This window comes from Vibrio sp. 10N.247.311.51 (genome assembly GCF_041467855.1).
Classification (GTDB): domain Bacteria; phylum Pseudomonadota; class Gammaproteobacteria; order Enterobacterales; family Vibrionaceae; genus Vibrio; species Vibrio coralliirubri.
In genome coordinates this window covers 432,787-453,921 of record NZ_JBFSVK010000001.1, presented here as the reverse complement: position 1 = coordinate 453,921, position 21,135 = coordinate 432,787, and the positions used below count along the sequence as shown (strand labels likewise).

Annotated in this window: 20 protein-coding genes; 7 read left to right on the top strand and 13 right to left on the bottom strand. The window is 45.3% G+C overall.

What is annotated here, in order from left to right; translation table 11 throughout:
- Positions 1 to 64: 64 nt before the first annotated feature.
- From AB6E85_RS01985 to phhA, 4 genes are all read right to left on the bottom strand, one after another.
- Positions 65 to 781 carry a YebC/PmpR family DNA-binding transcriptional regulator gene (locus tag AB6E85_RS01985; protein ID WP_017057670.1) on the bottom strand — a complete coding sequence of 239 codons (717 nt, stop codon included), beginning with the start codon at positions 779 to 781 and terminating at the stop codon, positions 65 to 67.
- A 96-nt stretch (positions 782 to 877) separates the two neighbouring features.
- Complete coding sequence (locus AB6E85_RS01980) at positions 878 to 1,087, bottom strand: DUF3283 family protein (RefSeq protein ID WP_004732615.1); 210 nt, start codon at positions 1,085 to 1,087, stop codon at positions 878 to 880.
- Between the two features lie 250 nt (positions 1,088 to 1,337).
- Positions 1,338 to 1,676, bottom strand: a complete 339-nt coding sequence (locus AB6E85_RS01975; protein WP_004732613.1) for a 4a-hydroxytetrahydrobiopterin dehydratase — start codon at positions 1,674 to 1,676, stop codon at positions 1,338 to 1,340.
- Positions 1,666 to 2,460 (bottom strand): phenylalanine 4-monooxygenase, encoded by a 795-nt coding sequence (gene phhA / locus AB6E85_RS01970; RefSeq protein ID WP_372141215.1) that lies wholly within the window; start codon positions 2,458 to 2,460, stop codon positions 1,666 to 1,668. The genes AB6E85_RS01975 and phhA overlap by 11 nt, the downstream gene beginning before the upstream one ends.
- A 199-nt stretch (positions 2,461 to 2,659) precedes the next feature.
- Between phhA and AB6E85_RS01965 the strand changes: the two genes are divergently transcribed.
- Both AB6E85_RS01965 and AB6E85_RS01960 read left to right on the top strand, forming a co-directional pair.
- Positions 2,660 to 4,696, top strand: coding sequence for an acetoacetate--CoA ligase (locus tag AB6E85_RS01965; RefSeq protein WP_372141214.1), 2,037 nt, complete (start codon positions 2,660 to 2,662; stop codon positions 4,694 to 4,696).
- A gap of 523 nt (positions 4,697 to 5,219) precedes the next feature.
- A complete protein-coding gene (locus AB6E85_RS01960; RefSeq protein ID WP_050620231.1) occupies positions 5,220 to 6,149 on the top strand; it encodes a carbamate kinase in 930 nt (309 codons plus the stop codon).
- 212 nt (positions 6,150 to 6,361) lie between these two features.
- Here AB6E85_RS01960 and maiA read toward each other — a convergent pair whose 3' ends face one another.
- From maiA to hppD, 4 genes are read right to left on the bottom strand one after another with little or no spacing between them, the layout of a single operon-like run.
- On the bottom strand, positions 6,362 to 7,051 hold the full coding sequence (gene maiA / locus AB6E85_RS01955) for a maleylacetoacetate isomerase (protein WP_372141213.1): 690 nt from the start codon (positions 7,049 to 7,051) through the stop codon (positions 6,362 to 6,364).
- Positions 7,052 to 7,089: 38 nt separating this feature from the next.
- On the bottom strand, positions 7,090 to 8,127 hold the full coding sequence (locus tag AB6E85_RS01950; protein WP_372141212.1) for a fumarylacetoacetate hydrolase family protein: 1,038 nt from the start codon (positions 8,125 to 8,127) through the stop codon (positions 7,090 to 7,092).
- 9 nt (positions 8,128 to 8,136) lie between these two features.
- Positions 8,137 to 9,297 (bottom strand): homogentisate 1,2-dioxygenase, encoded by a 1,161-nt coding sequence (locus AB6E85_RS01945; RefSeq protein WP_372141211.1) that lies wholly within the window; start codon positions 9,295 to 9,297, stop codon positions 8,137 to 8,139.
- Positions 9,290 to 10,363 carry a 4-hydroxyphenylpyruvate dioxygenase gene (gene hppD, locus AB6E85_RS01940; protein ID WP_017067769.1) on the bottom strand — a complete coding sequence of 358 codons (1,074 nt, stop codon included), beginning with the start codon at positions 10,361 to 10,363 and terminating at the stop codon, positions 9,290 to 9,292. The genes AB6E85_RS01945 and hppD overlap by 8 nt, the downstream gene beginning before the upstream one ends.
- 83 nt (positions 10,364 to 10,446) lie before the next feature.
- Here hppD and AB6E85_RS01935 point away from each other — a divergent pair, with 83 nt between their 5' ends.
- Positions 10,447 to 10,629: a hypothetical protein gene (locus AB6E85_RS01935; RefSeq protein ID WP_372141210.1), complete on the top strand. Its 183-nt coding sequence runs from the start codon at positions 10,447 to 10,449 to the stop codon at positions 10,627 to 10,629.
- Positions 10,630 to 10,723: 94 nt separating this feature from the next.
- Here AB6E85_RS01935 and AB6E85_RS01930 read toward each other — a convergent pair whose 3' ends face one another.
- A complete protein-coding gene (locus AB6E85_RS01930; RefSeq protein WP_372141209.1) occupies positions 10,724 to 11,383 on the bottom strand; it encodes an HAD family hydrolase in 660 nt (219 codons plus the stop codon).
- A gap of 253 nt (positions 11,384 to 11,636) precedes the next feature.
- Positions 11,637 to 14,069: a response regulator gene (locus tag AB6E85_RS01925; protein WP_372141207.1), complete on the bottom strand. Its 2,433-nt coding sequence runs from the start codon at positions 14,067 to 14,069 to the stop codon at positions 11,637 to 11,639.
- Positions 14,070 to 14,157: 88 nt separating this feature from the next.
- Between AB6E85_RS01925 and AB6E85_RS01920 the strand changes: the two genes are divergently transcribed.
- The gene (locus tag AB6E85_RS01920; protein WP_052879351.1) at positions 14,158 to 14,916 is read left to right on the top strand and encodes an ABC transporter substrate-binding protein; all 759 of its coding nucleotides are present in this window, start codon (positions 14,158 to 14,160) and stop codon (positions 14,914 to 14,916) included.
- Between the two features lie 175 nt (positions 14,917 to 15,091).
- On the opposite strand, the gene AB6E85_RS01915 is transcribed toward AB6E85_RS01920, so the two are convergent.
- Both AB6E85_RS01915 and AB6E85_RS01910 read right to left on the bottom strand, forming a co-directional pair.
- Positions 15,092 to 15,652, bottom strand: coding sequence for an NADAR family protein (locus AB6E85_RS01915; protein WP_050643559.1), 561 nt, complete (start codon positions 15,650 to 15,652; stop codon positions 15,092 to 15,094).
- A 189-nt stretch (positions 15,653 to 15,841) separates the two neighbouring features.
- Positions 15,842 to 16,036, bottom strand: coding sequence for a hypothetical protein (locus AB6E85_RS01910; RefSeq protein WP_017061218.1), 195 nt, complete (start codon positions 16,034 to 16,036; stop codon positions 15,842 to 15,844).
- A gap of 362 nt (positions 16,037 to 16,398) precedes the next feature.
- On the opposite strand from AB6E85_RS01910, the gene AB6E85_RS01905 reads away from it, so the two are divergent.
- From AB6E85_RS01905 to AB6E85_RS01895, 3 genes are read left to right on the top strand one after another with little or no spacing between them, the layout of a single operon-like run.
- Positions 16,399 to 17,223: an ABC transporter ATP-binding protein gene (locus AB6E85_RS01905; protein ID WP_048610179.1), complete on the top strand. Its 825-nt coding sequence runs from the start codon at positions 16,399 to 16,401 to the stop codon at positions 17,221 to 17,223.
- Positions 17,224 to 17,232: 9 nt separating this feature from the next.
- Positions 17,233 to 18,165, top strand: a complete 933-nt coding sequence (locus AB6E85_RS01900) for an ATP-binding cassette domain-containing protein (RefSeq protein ID WP_048663996.1) — start codon at positions 17,233 to 17,235, stop codon at positions 18,163 to 18,165.
- Positions 18,162 to 18,680, top strand: a complete 519-nt coding sequence (locus AB6E85_RS01895) for a hypothetical protein (protein ID WP_048610183.1) — start codon at positions 18,162 to 18,164, stop codon at positions 18,678 to 18,680. The genes AB6E85_RS01900 and AB6E85_RS01895 overlap by 4 nt, the downstream gene beginning before the upstream one ends.
- A 380-nt stretch (positions 18,681 to 19,060) precedes the next feature.
- Here AB6E85_RS01895 and AB6E85_RS01890 read toward each other — a convergent pair whose 3' ends face one another.
- Positions 19,061 to 21,040: a replication initiator protein RctB domain-containing protein gene (locus tag AB6E85_RS01890; RefSeq protein ID WP_372141205.1), complete on the bottom strand. Its 1,980-nt coding sequence runs from the start codon at positions 21,038 to 21,040 to the stop codon at positions 19,061 to 19,063.
- Positions 21,041 to 21,135: the final 95 nt, after the last annotated feature.

Genomic DNA, 21,135 nt, shown 5'->3' with positions numbered 1-21,135 from the left:
AATTAAGACAATAAAAAACCGAGCACTAGGCTCGGTTTTTTTATAACTGTTGTTACTGTAAAGATTACAGCTCAGCGTTGTGGTAAACCTGCTGAACGTCATCACAGTCGTCAAGCATGTCTAAGAACTTCTGGAATTTCTCAGAATCTTCTTCAGCTACTGGCGTAGTTGTTTGAGGAACGAAAGTGATTTCCTCAACGTCTAGCGTTAGCTCTGGGAACGCAGTGTTTAGTGCGGTCTTCGTTTTGAAGAACTCAGTCGTTGGAGCGAATACAGTGATAACACCGTCTTCTAGCTCAACGTCAGTCACGTCTACGTCTTCCATCATTAGCGTTTCTAGGATGATTTCGTCATCTTCGCCTTTGAACTGGAATACAGCTTGGTGAGCGAACATGTGAGAAACAGTACCTTCAACACCGATTTTCGCACCAGTCTTAACGAAACATTGGCGAACGTCTTGGAAAGTACGGTTGCCGTTGTCAGTTAGACAGTCAACGATTACGCTTGTGCCACCTGGGCCAAAACCTTCGTAACGAGCTGGTTGGAAGTCTTCACCGCCGCCGCCGTTCGCTTTATCGATCGCTTTGTCGATAACGTGAGCTGGTACTTGGTCTTTCTTCGCTTTAGCAATCAGGTGCTTAAGAGGTAGGTTCATGTCTGGGTCAGAGCTGCCGTTCTTAGCCAGTACGTAAATCTCTTTACCGTATTTAGAATAAACTTTAATTTTTGCGCCTGCAGTTTTCGCCATTGAGGCCTTGCGCACTTCAAAACTTCTTCCCATCGGGATCTTCTCTCTGATTCAATTAACGGTGCAAATTCTAGCAAATTACTGTGTCATTTCAATTCTACAGCACTGCTGGGCAAGGTTTGTCTGCGTTTATGCGACACCCATTACCCGTTTGTATTTTTCTACAGACTGATCAAACCAAGCCTTTTCTTCTGGGTCACCTAGCTTCATTGCTTCTTCAACAATGGCTTCAGGGCCACATTTCGCTTGCTTCAGTTTCCATACAAGAAACGATGCTTGCTTATCCAGTTCGATTTTATTTTTCTCGCTGGGTGGAAGGAGTGAAAGGTTGATAGACATTATTAGCCTTCGTCTGTAATACACTTGGCCGAGAAATATATCATAGAGCAGCCTCATAAAACCAATACTATGAGTAACAGAAAGGGTTTATGAGACAAGAAACCAAGCAAGTCGCTGATGCAGGTCAAGCTAGTTTAAGAGAAGTGACGCCCCATGATGAGAAAGTATCGAGTATTCGACTCACCTAATGAGCCGAATAATGAGGTAATCGCATCACGAAGGTTGCAAGAGTAACTCCTAACCTACAAAACTACTCACTCACCGCGAACACATCACAACGTGAGGCGCAGATGAAGTCATTCTTGTGCAGGCCTTTGATTGAGTGGCTCCACCAAGTGACGGTGACTTTGCCCCACTCCAATAAGATCGAAGGGTGGTGGAACTCTTCTTCTGCCAATTCTGACACTTTGTTGCTGAATGCCCATGCTTGTTTGTAGTTCTTAAACTTGAACACCTTCTCAAGCTGCGGGATGCCGTCTCTTTCGATAATCTGCCAATCAGACAACTCCAACAGTAAAGATTGTTGCTCATCTTTACTTAGGGCAATCGCGTCGATACTGCAGGCTTCGCATTTTTGTTCATTCAACATGTGTTGGTTCCTTGGGTTCAAAAAGTGGTGGTAGTAACCCCGCGTCTATGGCGAGATCAGCTTGCTGTAATAGGTTTTCCTGACTGATTTTGAAGAGCTCAGATAGCTCGTCGATCACGTAATATTTCGGCTGCATGATGTCGATACGATAAGGAGTTCTTAACACCCTTTGCAGATCGAACCGCTCACGAACCGCCAAATCACCGCCTAATGCGTACATGGTTTCCGCCGGAGACGAGAGAATGCCACCGCCATAGATTTTCAGTTGTTGGCCTTCTTTTACTAAACCGAACTCGACCGTAAACCAATACAAACGGGCAAGATAAGCGCGCTGTTTGGATGTAGCGGCTTGGCCTAGTTTTCCATAATGCTCAGTGAATGCTGCGAAATCGGCATTAGTGAGCATGGCACAGTGACCGAAAATTTCATGAAAGAAATCAGGTTCTTGTAAGTAATCGAACTCGTCTCGCGTTCTCAGAAATGTCGCAACTGGGAATTTCTTATTGGCGAGCAAATCAAAGAATCGGTCGAAATCGATCAATGCAGGCACAGGCTGAACTTGCCAACCTGTTGTTTCCATTAGCACTTTGTTTATCTCTGGCAGCTGGGGAACTCTGTCTAATGGCAGATCCAGCAAGGTCAAACCGTGCAAATAAGCATCGCATGCGCGGTCATTGATGACGTCCAGTTGCCTTTTCACTAAGTCGTGCCAAATGGCGTCTTCTTCGAGGCTCCACTCAACCCATCCCTCTTGGCTCACGGGCTTAGAATGATATTGAGTCATTACACACCTCCTTTCGAATGTCTCACTTTAAGCCTATCTCCACTCCTTATATCCGCCAATTTGCACGATTTTTCGAAACGGGCGGTCGTGTAACATTTTATTTACACAATTCCGACGACCCCTTATTTTGCTGATCTTTTGACTTTGTAAAACCTAAATACCAGACTGAAATCGTTAACTTTTTGTTAAAGGTAAAGGAATGCACGAGAGCAATAAGCCAATTTGGCAACCCAGTGACCAACGTATCGCACACGCCAACGTAACCCGATTTATGAATAATCTCGATCAGCAGGGCGTATTCGAGCGGAAATTGAAAAACTATACGGAGCTTCATCAATGGTCTGTGGAGCAGCCGGAGTCGTTTTGGCATAACGTGTGGCAGTTTTGTGGAATGGTGGGTTCGCAAGACTGTATTAACAAGGCAGAAAGCGAGCACATCAAAACTCAAGGCGAGAGCCGCTGGCAGCAGCCAAAATCGAATCGCGATGCGGTGTGGTTTCCTAATGCTCAAGTTAACTACGCCGAAAACTTACTGCATTCAGCAAAAACGTTGCCAAACAAGCTTGCGATTTGGTTTGAGAATGAGCGTGGCGAGCAGCAAAGCTACACATGGCAAACCTTGTGTGAGGAAGTTTCTAGCGTTCAACAATGGCTCGTGGATTGTGGCGTACAACAAGGCGATGTAGTCGCCGCTTATACTCCTTATCTGCCGCAAACCGTGGTCGCGATGTTGGCAACCACCAGCTTAGGCGCGATTTGGACATCAACCTCGCCTGATTTTGGCGTAGAGAGTGTGATTGAGCGATTCGGACAGGTGAAACCTAAGGTGCTGTTCACCTGTGATGGCTACACCTTCAATGGCAAGACGTTCGATATGACGGACAAGAACCGTGAAATTATCGAACACTTAAACGAATTAAAACAGGTGTGTGAGATCGGTTATTTGAAACCGAGTAATGACTTAGAGAAGAGCGATTTAGAGAAGAAAAAAGTTGAACATGATGTGTCGATTCTAAGCTGGCACAGCATCATTAATCACTATCAGACAAAAGCTCTTCGATTTGTGCGTATCGGCTTCAATGAACCATTATTCGTACTCTACTCTTCCGGCACCACAGGCAAGCCAAAGTGCATTGTGCATTCTGTCGGTGGCACCACCATCAACCACCTAAAAGAGCATCAACTTCATTGCGATATTAAACCGAGAGATCGCGTGTTCTACTACACCACTTGTGGTTGGATGATGTGGAACTGGCACGTATCTGCGCTCGCCAGCGGTGCTTGTTTGGTTATCTTTGATGGTAGCCCGGTTTACCCGCAACCTAACGTTCTATGGGATTTAGCACAGCGTGCTGACGTATCGACATTTGGCACCTCAGCCAAGTATCTAGAGGCGATTGAGAAAGCGGAACTCTCACCGATCGACAGCCATTCTCTGCCTCAATTAAGAACACTGTGCTCGACCGGTTCTGTGCTTTACCCAGAGCAGTTCGATTACGTTTACAAGCACATCAAGCAAGACCTGCATTTAGCGTCCATTTCTGGCGGCACGGATATTTGTGGCTGCTTTGTGTTGGGTAGTCCTATCTCGCCAGTGTATCGCGGCGAGTGCCAACAGGCCGGGCTCGGCGTCGACATCAAGGTGTACAATTCGTCTGGTCAAAAGGTCAATCAAGAACGAGGCGAGCTAGTATGCACCAACTCCCTACCCAACTTCCCCGCAGGCTTTTGGAATGACACCGGAGAGCGCTATCACAGCACCTATTGGGATAGGTTCGATAATGTGTGGCATCACGGTGACGAAGTCTCACAGAGCATGCATGGCGGCTATCTGTTCTATGGCCGAGGCGACACTACACTCAACCCTGGTGGCGTGCGAATTGGTACCGCTGAAATCTATCAGCAAGTAAACACCATTGAAGGCATCATCGATTCGATAGCAGTCGGTAAAGACATCGACCGCAACGAGCAGATATGGCTGTTTGTTCAACTGCAGCAAGGTGTGGATCTAGATGAAACGTTATTGGCAGCCATCAAAAGCAAACTCAAATCCTCTTGTTCGCCAAGACACGTGCCAAGCCAGATATTTGCGATCAGCGACGTGCCAAAAACACGCTCAGGCAAACTGGTGGAGTTGGCGGTGAAACAGGTGATCAATGGCAAGAGTGTAGAAAACCTTGGGGCTATCGCTAACGCCGAGGTCTTGGAAGAGATAAAGAGTGTTGTTTCGCTTTAGTGTTGAGCCTTAGGAAGTGGCTAACTATCTCCAATTTTTACTTGGCTGTCAGATAACACTTAGAGGAAAGGCAGCCGATTGAAAACCGAATCTAAACTTCTATTTAAGCTTGTGAACCCTCGCCTCAGTATAGCCCCGTACTTTTTCCAAAGCTCTTAATGCGATCTGCTCATCATATTTAAAACAAAAATAGAAAATTAATCATTTTATAGCCAGAGATAATATTCACTAAACACGAATCATTTATACCAAAAAAGCCTCCACCGCTAGATTGTATCCAAGCTTATGGATATTTAATCGAATTGCAATAACTCCCGTTTCCACAGCTCTATTTCTAGTGAAATAATAATTTGATAGCTATCACATTTAGGACGGTTATTTTCCCATACTATCTCGGCATGTTAATTACTTAAGAGTAATTAAAAACCTAGTCATTGTTATTAATAAGCTTGAATTTAATTAGAAACAAGCGGTTAATCCCTACGTAAAATAAAATCATTATTAAATGATCGGAGACATTATCATGCGCATAGTATTAGCTTTAGGCGGTAACGCTCTTTTAGCAAGAGGCCAAGCATTAACGGCTGAGAACCAACGTGAAAATATAATCAAATCAGCGGCGAGTATTGCCGCGATCGCTCGCGAGCATGAGATTGTTATCGTTCATGGTAATGGCCCACAAGTAGGTTTGTTGATGGAACAAAACGCAGCTTACAACGAATATTCACCAGAGACGACCCCGTATCCAATGGATGTACTCGGCTCTCAAACCTGTGGCATGGTGGGCTACATGTTACAGCAAGAACTAAGAAACATTGACCCTGAGTTAGACGTAGCGACGCTAGTCACGCAAACTGAAGTATGTAAAAAAGACCCTGCGTTTGCTAACCCGACTAAATTTGTTGGCCCTGTATATACAGAGCAACGAGCTAAAGAGTTAATGGCTCAAAGCACAATGCAGTTTAAAGCTGATGGCGAGTACTACCGTCGCGTTGTGCCTTCTCCTATGCCAAAAAACATTGTTGAAATTCAGCAAATTGAAACTCTTCTAGATACAGAAAACCTTGTTATCGCTTGTGGCGGCGGCGGTGTTCCCGTGAGTATTGAGCAAGGTAAGAGTACTGGCGTAGAGTGCGTCATTGACAAAGATCTTACGGCTGAACTACTGGCTGAAAAAATCCATGCCGACTTATTTATTATCTTAACCGATGGGTCGATTTTCCGTAACTATGGTAAAGAAGACCAAGCAGAAATGAAGCAAGCAACGCCTGCTGGTTTAGCAGAATTTTCATTCCCTGCTGGTTCTATGGGGCCAAAAATTGATGCCGTTTGTAAATTCGTTGAAGCTGGCTTAGGTAATGCGGCGATTGGTTCATTATTTGATTTAGATAAAATAATCACCAATGAAGCTGGCACTCTGATAACGAAAGGTGAAGGTATTGTTTATTATTAATATTATCGAGCAATAATCACCACTAATATAAAACCTTGGGTTAAAGCCTCTTATTTAATAACGAGGCTTTTTTATTAGGAGCATATTAGTGCTAAACGGGATAAATATTCACACACTCACTGCATTTAATATATTTAATTTTGGAAACCGCTTCTTTCAAGAGTCGGTTTTGGTAGCGCAAGCGGCGAGTATTTGCGTTTACATCAGTGAATCTACATGGATTCATTCGCATCCGCTTGGTTCTCTGGCATCGCGTCGATAAAAGCGGGTAACTGATTACACGCTTCGACAATTGAGTTAATCAGTGGAAACGGCGACATATCAACGCCAAAGCGCAGCGCGTTATACACCTGTGGCACCAAGCAGATATCGACAATGCATGGTAAATCGGTGAGGCTATACACCGAATCACCGTGTGTTTGACGATGCTTAGAAAGCTTCTCTTCTAATGCCGAAAAACCTTGGCTCATCCAATAGTGAAGCCAGTCTATTTTCGCCTCTTGCTCACACGACAATTCTCGATCCAAATACTGCAATACACGCAGGTTATTGAGAGGGTGAATTTCTATCGCGATATCCTGAGCCATTGCCAACGCTTGATAGCGCAATGGTGTTTGCTCAGGAATCAACAAGGAGTCTGGGCTGGTCTCACACAAATAGTTTTCGTCCAAGTATTGCAAGATCGTCAGCGACTGATTGAGTTGAACGTCACCATCCACCAGTACTGGCACTAATTCACTGGCATTGAGTTCACGATATTGTGGATCATGCTGCTCGCCGCCATTACGCACCAAATGCACCGATTTCGACTCATAGTCGAGTAGCTTTAGGTTCAATCCAATACGCACCCGATAAGCGGCCGAAGAGCGCCAGTAACCGTAAAGTGTCATGTTCTGATTCATACAATGATCTCGCTCGAGCTGAATCTTTATAATATGGGCTATAACGCTCGATATTGGCTAACTTTTTGGTCAATCGCACCAAAAATTGAGCCACCCGCCGCATCAAACATCTCAAGCTTGATCGAGTCACCAAACGACATGAATTGAGTCGAAGGTTTGCCATCGCGAATCGTCTCTATCATGCGCACCTCGGCAATGCATGAATAACCCACCCCACCTTCGGCAATTGAGGTGCCGTGGTCAGTGCCTTGCTTATTCGATACCGTGCCTGAGCCAATGATCGCGCCTGCCGACAGCGGGCGAGTTTTCGCTGCATGCACAACCAACTCTGCAAAATTGAAAGTCATATCGACGCCCGCATTCGGACAACCAAAAGGCTGGTCGTTGTAAGTCGATATCAACGGTAAATGTACCTTACTGCCTTTCCATTGCTCGCCAAGCTCATCAGGTGTTACCGCAACCGGAGAGAACGCCGAAGACGGTTTAGACTGGAAGAAACCAAAACCCTTAGCAAGCTCTGCCGGAATCAAACCACGCAAAGACACATCGTTCACCAACATCAGTAGACGAATCGAATCGTGCGCTTGTTTAGCACTGGCGCCCATCGGTACATCACTGGTGACAACCGCTACCTCTCCTTCGAAATCGATGCCCCACTCGTCACTGGCAAATTCGATGTTGTCACGAGGGCCGATAAACGCATCTGAACCGCCTTGATACATCAGTGGATCAACCCAGAAGCTTTCTGGCATTTCAGCACCACGTGCTTTACGCACCAGCTCAACGTGGTTTACATACGCGCTGCCATCAGCCCATTGATAAGCGCGTGGCAGAGGCGATTCACAATATTGAGAAGCGAACACTTCACTGCCTGTCACATGCCCGTTGTTTAACGAGGTGTATAACTCTTCTAACTGATAAACAATTCTGTCCCAGTTATCCAACGCCACTTGCATGGTGGGTGCAAGGTGCATTGCATGGAAGATTTCGGTGGCAGGTACACACTGTTTGAGATCTTTACTCACGACCATCAATAGGCCGTCGCGAGTACCATTTTTCTTGGTTGCTAATTTCATCCTTGTCCCTTATTTCTTATCGTCAGCCATTTCTTTCAAACCAGAGTCTTGCCAACTGTAGACATATTCTTTGTTCTCAACACTATCGAGTTCATCAGAGAACTGCAGTGCGTGGCGAGTATCGATCATCACCGCGACTTCATCGGTGAATTTCTTCTTGTGTGCCTGACCCGCTTTAAAGGCTTTAGGATGAGGCCCATGAGTGAAGCCCGCAGGGTGGAAAGTCACCATGCCCGCTTCAATATTATCGCGACTGAAGAAGTCACCAGCGTGATAGAAAAGCACTTCGTCGTAGTCATCATTGTTGTGATAGAACGGCACTTTCAATGCACCAGGGTCGCTCTCAATCGGGCGAGGTACAAAGGTGCACACTACAAAGCCTGCGCCAACAAACGTCGTATGCGCAGAAGGTGGCAAGTGGTAGCGATGTGACATCAGCGGTCTGATATCGCGCCAATTCACTTTTACCACGGCCAAATCGCCATGCCAGCCAATCGCATCCAATGGATTGAACGAATAGGTGATCACACTGACTTTGTCGTGGCGCTTCACCTGAACCTGAGTTTGATTTTCTGAGTACTGAGCGCGGAATTGATCATTAATAGAAGGAATTTCAAGAACCGCCGGGTCAAACACCGCGTGATTGCCGACCATGCCTTTCTCTGGCAAGGAATAAGCCGCGTCAGTGTTCTCAATCATCAAAATAAACATCGGCTCGCTTGGCTCCAAGCGCCAGTTGGTCGAGCGCGGGATCATCACGTAATCCCCTTCACTGACTTCTAAATGGCCATAGTCACAATAGAGATCAGCACAGCCTTGGTGAATGAACAGCAGCTCATCACCATCGGAGTTACGCACCAAGAAATCCATCTTCTCATCCATGCGCCACACGCGGATTTTGCAGTCCGCGTTGTACAAAAGATGAGGCACCGCCCAAGGGGTTATCTGGCTGGCTTTGTCCACCAGCGTAAAATCGAAAGCGCGAGGACGCAGATCGCCCTCCCACTCCGACCAACCTGTTGGGGCATGTTGGTGATGAAAGTGAGCGGCAGGGCCGAAGAAACCACTCCGACCCGCTTCTCGCTCATAGATGGCCTCTTCGGGGAAGTCGGCATGCGCTTGTTTCGAGCACACACCCTCCCGATGAGGAAACGAGATCCATTTATGCATCGTCTAATACTCCTCGACGAATCTGGTCCTCTTCAATCGATTCAAACAGCGCCTTGAAGTTACCTTCGCCAAATCCTTCGTTGCCTTTACGCTGAATGATTTCAAAGAACACAGGCCCGATTACTGTCTGCGTGAAAATTTGCAGCAAGATGCCGTCTTTGGTCGGCGCACCATCAATCAGAACCCGTAAGTCACGCAGCAGATCAGTGTCTTCACCGTGGCCTTTCACACGCTCGTCGACTTTCTCGTAATAGGTATCTGGGGTTGGCATAAAGTCCATGCCGCGATCACGCAGGGTTTTCACCGTTTTGTAGATGTCATCGGTGGCGAGCGCGATGTGTTGGATGCCTTCGCCGTTGTATTCGCGAATGAACTCTTCGATTTGTGATTTGTCATCTGAAGACTCATTGATTGGAATTCGGATCTTGCCACACGGTGAGGTCATGGCGCGGCTCACAAGGCCTGTCAGCTTACCTTCAATGTCGAAGTAGCGAATTTCGCGGAAGTTACCAATGCGCTCATAAAACCCAGACCAAACATCCATATTGCCTTGCTTCACGTTGTGCGTGAGGTGGTCGATTTCATACAAGCCAACATTGGCTTCAGCCATGCGCTGCTCCGCATCATCATAGAATCGGAAATCGACGTCATAGATGCTCTGCTTGCCATAGCGATCCACAAAATAGAGCAGGCTTTCACCGATACCGTAAATGGCAGGAATGCTCAGCTCCATCGGCCCTATTTCTGTTTTGTACTCTTCACCACCGCCCTTAAACGCTTGTTCCATTGCAGCGGTTGCTTCGTTGACACGAAAAGCCATACCACAGACCGATGGCCCATGCACTTTAGCGAACGCTTCCGCTTGGCTGTGAGGCTGTTCATTGACGATAAAGTTGATGTCACCTTGTCGATACAGCCAAGCCTCTTTTGAGCGGTGCTTGGCGATCTCAGCAAAACCAAGTGACACAAACAGCGCTTTAAGTTGCTCAATTCCCTTGTGGTCAACGGCCGTGTATTCAACAAACTCGAATCCATCCGTGCCAAGCGGGTTGTATGTATCCACCATGAACTTTCTCCTTGTACCTATTGGTTTTGTATTACGTGGTTTTTGTCCTTAATTAAATTTGGCCCACAAGCGGAAAGATTGGAATGGATGGAAGGAAATGGGCAATAACGCTCAAAACCCGTCAAGTTGTAAAATATTTGTTACACACAAAACCTCACAACAACAAAGTGAGTGCTATCAAGGGATTGAAAGATGGTGGTTTGATTTACAGCAGAGCAAGAGATGTTATTGAATTGTTACATGCATCCTTTTGTCAGCTAAGGTGATAAATCAAACATTAGACTGATGATGCAAAAAAGCCGCTGTAGTCAGCGGCTTTATGAGTTCTAGAACGAACCTAATTTGAATATAAGATTCAATTTAATCCCAGTTGAGAATCGACCAATTCGGTTGATCGGCTAACGCTTTCAAACGCGGGCATGGGTTTACTAGGTAAGCAAAATCAGCGTGTTCACACAAAGGTAAGTCGTTGATTGAATCTGTATAAAAGTGGATATCTGAGTAATTAGTTTCTTGATTGTCTAACCACTCTTTTAAACGCGTCACTTTGCCTTCACGGTAGCTTGGCACACCTGATATTTGAGAAGTAAAACGGCCTTGGTTTTCAATCAAATCAATACCGAGTGCGTTCTCAATACCAATCTTACGGCCGACCGCTTCCACTAAGAAAGTCACGCTGGCAGAGATGATCAGCATATCAATATCATCATTCTCAAGCTGCTCAATCAAAGGTTTTGACTGCTTGAACTGTTTAGGCAGAATATGCTGTTCAACACACTCTTCCATCAACGCAGTCACTTGCTCTGTTGGCATATCGGCTAATGGCTGCATGGAAAACGTGAGGTAATCTTCCATGTTCAGTTTGCCTTCCGAATACAGGCCCATTAAGCGTTTATCTTCTTCAATAAAGTTGGGCGCAGTGGCAATGCCCTTTTCAACCAAGAACTCATTCCAGAGCATCGCTGCATCAGCATTGATGAGCGTTTCGTCCATATCAAATACATACAAAGGTTTGAACATCTTAGGCTCTCACAGGTTGAATTTCGTTAAGGTTAAACAGGAGTTCAAGTTGGCTGAATACTATAGCGAATGTATGACAATTAGAGCGCATTTCTGTGGCAATTATGTTTCGTGAAGATGACAATCAAGTCTACTCCATTTATTCTAAAATGATAAAGAGGTAGAAAGGAATTCACTTACTGAATACATACAAAAACTCCGACTGATTAGGTCGGAGTTTGGGGTTTAACGATTGGGTTTAATGACGCCTGAGCTAAACAATCTTCTGCTCACTTTCGTCCGTTAGTTTACTCTTATCAGACAAGAAACTGGCTACGATCTCTCTCAGTTTCCCTTGATTAACAGGCTTAGGTAAAAACTCATCCATGCCTACATCGAAACACAAATGCTTGTCTCGCTGCACGACGTTGGCTGTCAGCGCAACGATTGGAATGTGCTTTGCAGACCCTTCTTCGAGCGCTCGGATCTGCTTGGTCGCTTCAAAGCCATCGAGAACTGGCATCTGACAATCCATAAAGATCATCTCGTATTCGTTAGCCTTGAATTTCTCGACACCAATTTCACCGTTGTCGGCAATATCAACCTCAAAGCCAAGTTTCTTGAGCATCATCTTGGCAACTTGCTGGTTTACTCGCGAGTCTTCAACGACCAAAACCGTACCACTAAATTCTCCGGCAGCCGCGACAGGTTTTGACTCTGCTTCAATTGGAGCTTGTTTACCGGCTTGTGGGGCGTTTACAGAAACAGTGGGATCCTCTTTAACAACCGCCGCAGGTTTGATTAGCGGCACAGGCTCATTGTCTTTAAAGGCAACCTCTCCTCTATTCGGATAAGTAAAGACTGAAGTATCAGCGGCTCTCGCGAGTACCTCACTGATGGTCCATTTAAGCTGATTATCTTGGTAAGGACGCGCAATGTAGGCAACAAAACCGACTTGTTTGGCACGAGCTTCATCTTGCTTTCTAGGGTCAGCAGAGATCATCACTAACTTGGGACACTCACCACCAAAGCGTTCAACTAAGCTTCTTGCCAGTTGAAAGCCATCAACGGACGGCATCACTTTGTCTATCAGCACAAGATCATAAGGTGATGACTTAGCCACAGACTCTGAAACCAACTCTAACGCTTGGTTTGCCGTTTCACAGCACTCAGACTTAACACCAAAGGATTGAAGCTGTGTAGACGTTATACGCATGTTCAGCTGGCTATCATCCACAAGCAGAACCGAAACCTTATTGAAATCGATATTGCTTTCATCGGCTTCTAAACATGGGTCAAAGTCAGCCGTAAAAAAGAATGTACTGCCCTTACCTTCAACACTGGTGAGTTCAAGCTTGCTGCCCATCAATGTCACAATCTTCTCGCATATTGTTAGACCAAGCCCTGTGCCTCCGTAAATACGTGTGGTACTGCCGTCGGCTTGTTGAAACTTATCGAACACCGATTTCTGTTTGTCTTCTGCAATACCGATACCGCTGTCGACAACCTCGAACTTCACTCTGAGTTTTTGTTCAGGCTCAACCACCTCTTCCAAACGAAGCGAGAGCGTGACGTGGCCGTGCTCGGTAAATTTAATTGCGTTGCCTACTAAGTTATTTAAGACTTGTCTTAGTTGAGTACCGTCGCCAATCACCATGGTTGGGATCTTAGGGTCGATCGCTAATTGGAATCGAAGCCCTTTCTGCTCCGCTTTCACTCGGAAGGTTGATTCAACGTCGGCCGCAATGCCCATCATTTTCATCGGCTCTTGCTGAAGCTCTAGTCGCCCCGCTTCGATCTTCGAGTAATCGAGAATGTCATTGATTAAGTCGAGCAAAGTAAGCGAAGAGGTATTGAGCATGTTGATATACTCTTTTTGCTCTTTCGGCATATCCATTTCAGAAAGCAAAGACGACAACCCGATAATCCCATTCATTGGAGTACGGATTTCGTGACTCATGTTGGCAAGGAATTCACTTTTATTACGGTTTGCCACCTCAGCAACGTCTTTGGCTTTTTCCAGATCTTGATATTGTTGACGAATACGTTCTACCGATCGGTTATAGCTACTCTCTAGAGTCGATATCTCATCTTTGTAAGTAGAGTGAGTTGGCGTTATAAAGCGCGGTTTGTTGTCTTCGACCTGTTGCTGGTTGATTTGGGAAGACATGGTCATCAAACGTTTTACGACAAGACGATAAACGATGGTTAAACATACCAGAGACAACAAGAAGATTTTAACGGCTTCGAAGGCGAGCAACAGTAACACTCGTTCTTCAAAGTCATCTAGAATCATACTTAAATCAGATTGCACCGTGAGCGTCGCCAATGGGAAGTCTGTGCCGCCCATCTGGTGCACCATTTCCCAAGACTGAGAGTAAGATTGGCCTTCGGTCTTTTGACCTAACTCTAGAATTTTTTCATCGGGACTTTCGATAAGAAGGTAACTTACCGAAGGGAGGCGAGAGATGCCTTCGGCTTGCACAAACAATTGCTCTCGATCTTCCACCCACAAACTGGCCGTTAAACCAGAAAGGTAACCAGCCTTGACCTGCTCGATCTGAGAGCTGATAAAAGAAACTCGACTTTGGTACTCTACATACAACCCGAGACCTGTCACTATAACTGTGAATAAGGTACTGATCGCTATTATCATCCCGATCAACTGTCGGGAGAGTCCAACGTAGCGTTTTCCTTTTGTCACCATACACGAATTACCATTATTGTTATCCTAGTAAACTACAATTACTCAACTAGTATAATAGTAGTCATTCATCAAATAACTAGGGAAGGTTATGAAAAAACATCTTATCTTTGCATCCATAGTCAGTTTGTTTTCAAGCAGTTATGCTTCTGCAAGCGAACCTCTTCACTACTACATTATTGCGAGCCAAGCGCAACCTTTTCAGATCGAAACTGACGGGTCATCTCACAGAGGAATTGTTTCAGATATTGTGGAAGCCGTGTTTGATGACAGCCAATATGAGATCAACTACCACACCTACCCTTTTAATCGAATGATCGACAAGCTCGATGCGAGAGAGAACCCAAACTGGGTTACCTATGGCAGCCCTAGTTGGGGAAATATCCAATCTGTGAACCTATCTGAAGATCCGATTTACAATGTAAAACACGTGTTACTGAGTAGTGGTAAAAAGCCATTTGAGTTCAACACAATCGATGATCTAGACGGGAAAGCCGTGGTATTGCTGGTGGGATTTGAGTATCCGAATTTGGAACCTTATATCCAACAGGGCAAGCTCAACGAGATTCGAGTAAAAGATTACACTGCTGCGTTTCGTGTCCTGAACCGAGCACCTGGCGATACCGTGTTTGTGGAAATGGAATCACGAATCAAATACAACCTAAACGAGCAAAAACTGAGTATTGATGATTACCAGATGCAAGAGTTTGGTTCTGTAATCAATAACTACCCTATCCATTTGGCGTTTGACCCTGAGATGGATCCTAAGCTGCAAAGCTTCATCAACCAACGCCTAGACACAATGAAAGACGATGGACAGCTCGACGACATCGTACAGAGTTACTTGTAGCACCAGCGTAACGTAGAACTTAGCAACGGATAGCTTAGTCACGTACTTTAACTATCATTGATGACTGACTCTCTAAAACCGAAAAGGCCGCCCTGCTTCATACTAGATAGCAGGGCGGCCTTTTAAATGCGTCTTAGGGGTAATCATAAGTATGCCCGCTATCTGAATCGACGAATCAGTGCGAAGCAATCAAATGCAGTTGCTGAGTACGAAGCTGGTGACGCACTGCCATCAGAATCTTACCCAAATGGTTCTCGCCGGTTCCATCGCCACCATCGCCCCAGAAGTGGTCTTTGTGCGAATGTTCTTTGATCACCGAATCTCCTGTATTGGTAAGAAACAGCGCAAACTGTGGATTCTGTCTGAACTTCTCTGTCACAATGAACTGCATCACTTCAACACGAATGTCATACCAATCTTCGCGAACTTGGTCTTCGTAGTCACGACTTAAAGAGAACGCTTCGGCAGGTGTACTGGCTTCCAAAATGGTATTGCGTAGCGCTTCGGAGGCAAACTTCATCGCTTGATAATAATGTTCGCTGGTTGCCCAAACTTGATCACCCACCTTGATAGGACAAGCGGCAAAATTTGACAGGTATCCGTTCGGATCTTCGGGTTCGTAAAACAGCACTTCTTTAGCTTGAGCCACAGAATTAGACATAGCCTTCTCCTTACCAACGACATCGCATATTTTTGCTTTAACTTTAAAATTAGTGGCGTTGAATATTACTGTCAAACAACTTAGTTCAAGAGTATGCCATGTGCGTGTTTTTCATCTGAAAAGCGTAATATCAAAAGGGATAAGCTAAACGGAACAGTGAGCCAAAGAATCAAGGAGTTGATTCAATCTAGATAGGAACTATGAAAAAGTACTTATAGATCAAAGGGTGGCGTTGTACCACCCTTCTAAATGCAATGGGGATTATTAGTGAATAAGACCTAGCTCCCTCGCTTCTTCCAGACTCAAACCGCTTTCTCTAATTTCTCTTAGAGTCTCGATACGACGACGAGCTTCAGCAGACTTCATTTTCTTTTCTGGTTTGAAAGATACTTCTTCTTCAGCATCCCACTTGTTTGCAATATTTGTCATTTCATCATGGTTGATAGAATTAATGGACATGTTTTCCTCCGAAAAGCACCATGTAATGGACAGGTAATCTGTAGCAAATGCTTTTTCGCTTGTTAAGAAATTCTGTACTGAAGTGTGATGATTCCGACGCTTCACAAAGCTAATTAATAAATGCCTCATTTAAACTTTGCCAAAGCCATTTTCTGCAATTACATTTAAAAGATTCCCCATAAGAAATGTGGTTTGATCCAACTCTCATTTTCCCCGCTTTCAATGCTTCTCTTCTGCTGAAAATTCGTGAAATAACCCAAGATAAATTTCGAGGCACTTCATCCTTTTCGTGCTCATCGCTTCCACTAAATCCAACACATGCTAATGATAATAGTTATCAATATCATAACTGAGTATTTATCATGTCTGTGGGAAATTCAGATAAACCACTTCTCGAAGTGAAGAATCTATGTGTCGACTACATCACCGATGACGGTGATTTCAATGCAGTCAAATCCGTTAGCTTTAACATAGGCCAAGGCGAGATTTTCGGCTTAGCCGGAGAATCCGGTTGTGGAAAAAGCACCATCGCATTTGCCATTAACCGCCTGCATAAGCCGCCAGCTTTCATCTCAGGAGGCCAGATACTGTTTGGTGGGCAAGACCTACTGAGCTTATCGGACAGCCATTTGAATACCTTGCGTTGGAGTGAGATCGCGATGGTGTTCCAAAGCGCCATGAATTCACTCAATCCCGTATTAACCATCGAAGAGCAGTTTGCTGATGTGCTGCGTCACCATAAAGGCATGACCAATGAACAGGCCAAAGATCGCGCCGAGAAACTGCTCGACCTTGTCAATATTCCACGCCATCGCCTAACAGAGTACCCGCATCAATTCAGTGGCGGCATGCGTCAGCGTTTGGTGATTGCCATTGCTCTAGCCCTTAACCCGAAGCTGATCATCATGGACGAGCCAACCACAGCTCTGGATGTGGTGGTACAGCGCGAAATATTGCAGCAGATACACCAACTCAGAGAGGAGTTTGGTTTCTCGATACTCTTCATCACCCATGACCTCGCACTAATGAGCCAGCTGTGCGATCGCATTGCCATCATGCGCCACGGCAAGATAGTTGAGGTCAATAACGCCCATGAGATTCGTAATAACCCACAACACTCCTACACCCAAAAGCTATGGAGTTCTTTCCCTAATATTCATGAACATGCTCACGCGACGGCGTGCTAGGAGATCTCCATGTCACAACCTATTTTTCAAGTAAAAAACCTCGTTAAAGAATTCACCGTTGGTGGTGGATTTGGCAAAGAAGAGATCTTTAGAGCACTGCATGGTGTGAGTTTTGACTTACATGCAGGCAAAACACTGGCACTGGTTGGCGAATCTGGCTGCGGTAAAAGCACCTGCGCACGATTGATGACCAAGGTTTACCCTGCGACAGAGGGAGAGATACTGTTCAAAGGCAGAGACATCTCTACGCTGAAAAGCCGTAAAGATATCTTGGATTATCGCAGCCGTGTGCAAATGGTTTTTCAAGACCCCTTTGGTTCACTCAATCCCACTCACACCATTGAGCACCATTTAACCCGCCCACTTAAGATCCATAAACAGGTAGCCACTAAACAGGCTCTCACAGAGCGCCTCAAAGAGTTATTAACGCTGGTGGAGTTACCCATCGAAACGCTCGCCAAATACCCGCACGAGCTCAGTGGTGGCCAAAGACAGAGGGTTAACCTAGCCAGAGCACTGGCCGTTGGTGCTGAGGTTATTCTTGCTGATGAACCCACCTCGATGTTGGACGTTTCGATTCGACTTGGCGTGTTGAACTTGATGCAAAAAATGAAGAAAGAGTTAGGCATAGGCTTTTTGTACATAACCCACGATCTTGCCACGGCACATTACATCGCAGAAGAGACAGCGGTGATGTACAAAGGACAGATCGTCGAATGGGGATCAACCCAGTCGATCTTGACCAATCCACAACACCCATACACTAAGTTGTTGATCTCTGCCGTCCCTGATCCCGATCTGCCATTTGGCGAACTCGTTAAAAATGAGCCAAACTATTCAATAGACGCTGATCGTATTCGAGAGCAGAGCAGTGAAATACAGCATAAAATCAAACAAGTTGCTGATAATCACTTTGTAAAACAGTGGGATAACGTTGCATGAATGAACTAGACACTTGGTTAGAGCGGATCGGAGATTGGTACAAAGACCGAAAGCATGATCAAGTGGACCGGTTAGAACCTTTGATCTTAACGCCTCCAGATGCACTCTGGGGGCCATTGATCACAGATGAGCAGAGCAAAGGCATCGCATGTTGGCTAGACGGATGCCTGAGAATCTTTACTTTCTATCGCCACCTCGCGGATTCATCGAATTCTGAGTTGGCTTCGCAGGAGGTCAGCAGTTCAAGCCATCAAGATAAAGCCTACCAATACCTGATGTTTGCCTACAGTAAGCTGCAAGCGGTGTCATGCGACCCAAAATCAGAAGCAGGATTGCAAGAGTGGTGTACACAGCGGCTACAACACTTGTGTGTATTGGCTTTGGAGTTTACGAACCAACAGCAAGAACCACGTTGGAAAGCAGAATCAGAGAAATTGATCGAATCGCATGTACGCTTTATGGCAACCCACCCCCGAAACGATGATCAAGGCAGCATTCAACGCCATCTCCACTGATCAAGCCCTTCTCGATCAAACATTAAATCAGAATATCATCAGAGTTAGATCCGTAGAAAGCATGATCTGGCCTTGATCATGCTTCGGCGTTTAACTCTGTAAGCTATTGAATTTTAATGATTGACTGAATTTCAGGCAAAAAAAAGCGAGTCCCTTAGGAACTCGCAAAAATCTATTCAGTATGATGTAACAAAATATGAGCCAATCTATTAATCATAAGAAAGGACAAAGGTTGTCTATTCGGGATAAATAATAATCAACTAGATGCGTTACTTTGTCATCACTTTGTCAGCGTTAGGTGCGATTTTAATCAGCACCTAATGTGTTCAAAACTATCCATTCAGCGACGGTAAAACAGGCTTATCGCGATAGGATAATGACTAGTGGCCAATCGCCATTTCATCGAGCGCAAGGAACACGTTTTCGTCTAAATGACCTTCATGAACTTGTTTACACACTTTACGACGCACCGCTAAACCAGAGATCAAACGTTCAATGGACAGATGTCGATTGCTGGTACTATCACGGTCGTTGTAAAGCTCAATTAAGCGACTCAGTGTTTCGTATGGGATAACGTCCTCCCCTACTCTCAACCAATCAAGCTTCTCAATGAGCTCTGAGCACTCTTCTTTGATTGAGGCATGTGAGTGCCCTGTCATAGCAGATAAAGCCGTTATGCTGCGTTCTAGAGCCTCTGCTGAGGTATATTTAGAGAGAGTAATCATGATCTCGTCAGCGTTGATCTCAACAGAGTGTTTGCGCTGCTTAACTCGACGTCCCAATTTGCCTCTTGGCGACGGTGCTTTACGCTGAATTGGCTCAAACTCACCGTCGATAATCTCAGACAGCTCTTCCAGCTTCTGCTTAGACACCATCTCGTTACGAAGTGGGTTCGGCAGCGTTGGTGCCATATTACGCTTACCTGCGTTAGTGGTACGCGCTCTTGAGTAACGTAAGACTTCTTCCACATTACATTTGATATCTACCTGATAATCGGTCGTTTTCCCTTTTTCGATCAACGAGGTGATCGTCAAGTGATAACCCCAAAGGTTAACCAGGAAGGTATCTTCTTGATCTCCGACTTCACCCAGCTTTCTAAGCTCGCGGATCAGATCCATCGAGAAACGACGCCAATCGATGTTACGCGCCAATTTCTGGTTGAGCTCACTGAGCAACATGCTATCTGAATGGCGACGTGCCATGCGGCTTCTAAAGTACGAATACATTTGGAAGACCAAGGTATGTTGCTTCAGGATTTCTGGCGGAAATAGGAAGAAATAGTCACGCGTCAGCAGCTCTTCGTAGAACGAAGGTTCCCAAACCAGGATGTATAGGTTCGGTTTAATGCGAATTTCGCCGTCAGAGCCCTCTGTAGGCGCTTCTTCCGATGCGGTAATGGTTCTAGCTAAGAATCGGAAACGATCACTCTTAAAGCCTTCTGGCATGTTCTCACTAAGCCAACGGCCTGTAAGCTCGTGCAGTTGGAAATCCGTGAATTCGATACGATCAATACTATCGCGGATCGAATCACGCGCAGGGCCGCTGTCTTTCTTGCCACGTAAAGACAAAATATCAGTGATGTAGAGTGGTGTTTTGTTCGGCGTGTGTTTCGCGTCTAGATGGTAATCATCTTGGTGATGATCATGATATTGAACGGTGAGCGTGAATAACGCGAATAGCGTCATCAGATCGTCAACGGTCATGATATTTTTAGAAGATCGTGTCTCGATCACAGCTCGAGTGCCAGAGATCGAAACCATGGATTTCTGGTAGCTCTTACGAGTTCTAGGTGGCGCTAACGCTTGATCAATAATCCCCGCCCAATTGGTTGGCGAAACAATGAATTGATCCGCTTCATCTTTCATCGTTGGTGGGGTATTCAGCCCATGTTCATTCAGTAAGCGCTTGTTTACTTTGGTTTGAGCTAGGGCTTTAGAGCGCTTTTGCTTTTCGTTTTGCTTCACGCTTTCTGTCACTAAGCTAGTGGCACCCAGTACCGATATCAATTGGTTTGGGTTCACAAAGCGATGCAACATGGTTTTCCCAGCAAGGCCTTCTTCAAAGCGAACGGGGATTTGTTTGAACAATCCGATATTGACTGCTGCTCTCAGCCTTTGCTGTAAGGCCGCGCGAGTGACTTGACCATCGGTTGATTCAATAATCTCAGTGGTGGAAACGTACCCGTCTTTGCTGCTAAACCCACGAAGTGAAATTAGGTTAAGAAGCTCAACGATGCTTTTGGTGACACCTTTGAAGTGTTGATATTGTTCTATCCATTCAACGGCTGTTTCAGATACCTCAAATAAATGACCATCTTTGTGGCTTCGTGCCTTAATTAACAATTTCTCTTCTGGTTTCATTTTTGATCCGTATCACACTAACCGTAATTTCACTATAGTTCCTGAATGATAAAGAAAGAATGATCATAAATAAAGAGAATTTATTGGCTTTTAAA

Bases quoted from the DNA above. Each gene is read 5' to 3' on its own strand.
- AB6E85_RS01985 (WP_017057670.1), bottom strand. From the start codon at position 781: ATGGGAAGAAGTTTTGAAGTGCGCAAGGCCTCAATGGCGAAAACTGCA.
- AB6E85_RS01980 (WP_004732615.1), bottom strand. From the start codon at position 1,087: ATGTCTATCAACCTTTCACTCCTTCCACCCAGCGAGAAAAATAAAATC.
- hppD (WP_017067769.1), bottom strand. From the start codon at position 10,363: ATGGTGGATACATACAACCCGCTTGGCACGGATGGATTCGAGTTTGTT.
- phhA (WP_372141215.1), bottom strand. From the start codon at position 2,460: ATGACTCAATATCATTCTAAGCCCGTGAGCCAAGAGGGATGGGTTGAG.
- maiA (WP_372141213.1), bottom strand. From the start codon at position 7,051: ATGAATCAGAACATGACACTTTACGGTTACTGGCGCTCTTCGGCCGCT.
- AB6E85_RS01905 (WP_048610179.1), top strand. From the start codon at position 16,399: ATGTCTGTGGGAAATTCAGATAAACCACTTCTCGAAGTGAAGAATCTA.
- AB6E85_RS01975 (WP_004732613.1), bottom strand. From the start codon at position 1,676: ATGTTGAATGAACAAAAATGCGAAGCCTGCAGTATCGACGCGATTGCC.
- AB6E85_RS01935 (WP_372141210.1), top strand. From the start codon at position 10,447: ATGGATGGAAGGAAATGGGCAATAACGCTCAAAACCCGTCAAGTTGTA.
- AB6E85_RS01950 (WP_372141212.1), bottom strand. From the start codon at position 8,127: ATGAAATTAGCAACCAAGAAAAATGGTACTCGCGACGGCCTATTGATG.
- AB6E85_RS01960 (WP_050620231.1), top strand. From the start codon at position 5,220: ATGCGCATAGTATTAGCTTTAGGCGGTAACGCTCTTTTAGCAAGAGGC.
- AB6E85_RS01910 (WP_017061218.1), bottom strand. From the start codon at position 16,036: ATGTCCATTAATTCTATCAACCATGATGAAATGACAAATATTGCAAAC.
- AB6E85_RS01965 (WP_372141214.1), top strand. From the start codon at position 2,660: ATGCACGAGAGCAATAAGCCAATTTGGCAACCCAGTGACCAACGTATC.
- AB6E85_RS01900 (WP_048663996.1), top strand. From the start codon at position 17,233: ATGTCACAACCTATTTTTCAAGTAAAAAACCTCGTTAAAGAATTCACC.
- AB6E85_RS01925 (WP_372141207.1), bottom strand. From the start codon at position 14,069: ATGGTGACAAAAGGAAAACGCTACGTTGGACTCTCCCGACAGTTGATC.
- AB6E85_RS01920 (WP_052879351.1), top strand. From the start codon at position 14,158: ATGAAAAAACATCTTATCTTTGCATCCATAGTCAGTTTGTTTTCAAGC.
- AB6E85_RS01895 (WP_048610183.1), top strand. From the start codon at position 18,162: ATGAATGAACTAGACACTTGGTTAGAGCGGATCGGAGATTGGTACAAA.
- AB6E85_RS01945 (WP_372141211.1), bottom strand. From the start codon at position 9,297: ATGCATAAATGGATCTCGTTTCCTCATCGGGAGGGTGTGTGCTCGAAA.
- AB6E85_RS01930 (WP_372141209.1), bottom strand. From the start codon at position 11,383: ATGTTCAAACCTTTGTATGTATTTGATATGGACGAAACGCTCATCAAT.
- AB6E85_RS01890 (WP_372141205.1), bottom strand. From the start codon at position 21,040: ATGAAACCAGAAGAGAAATTGTTAATTAAGGCACGAAGCCACAAAGAT.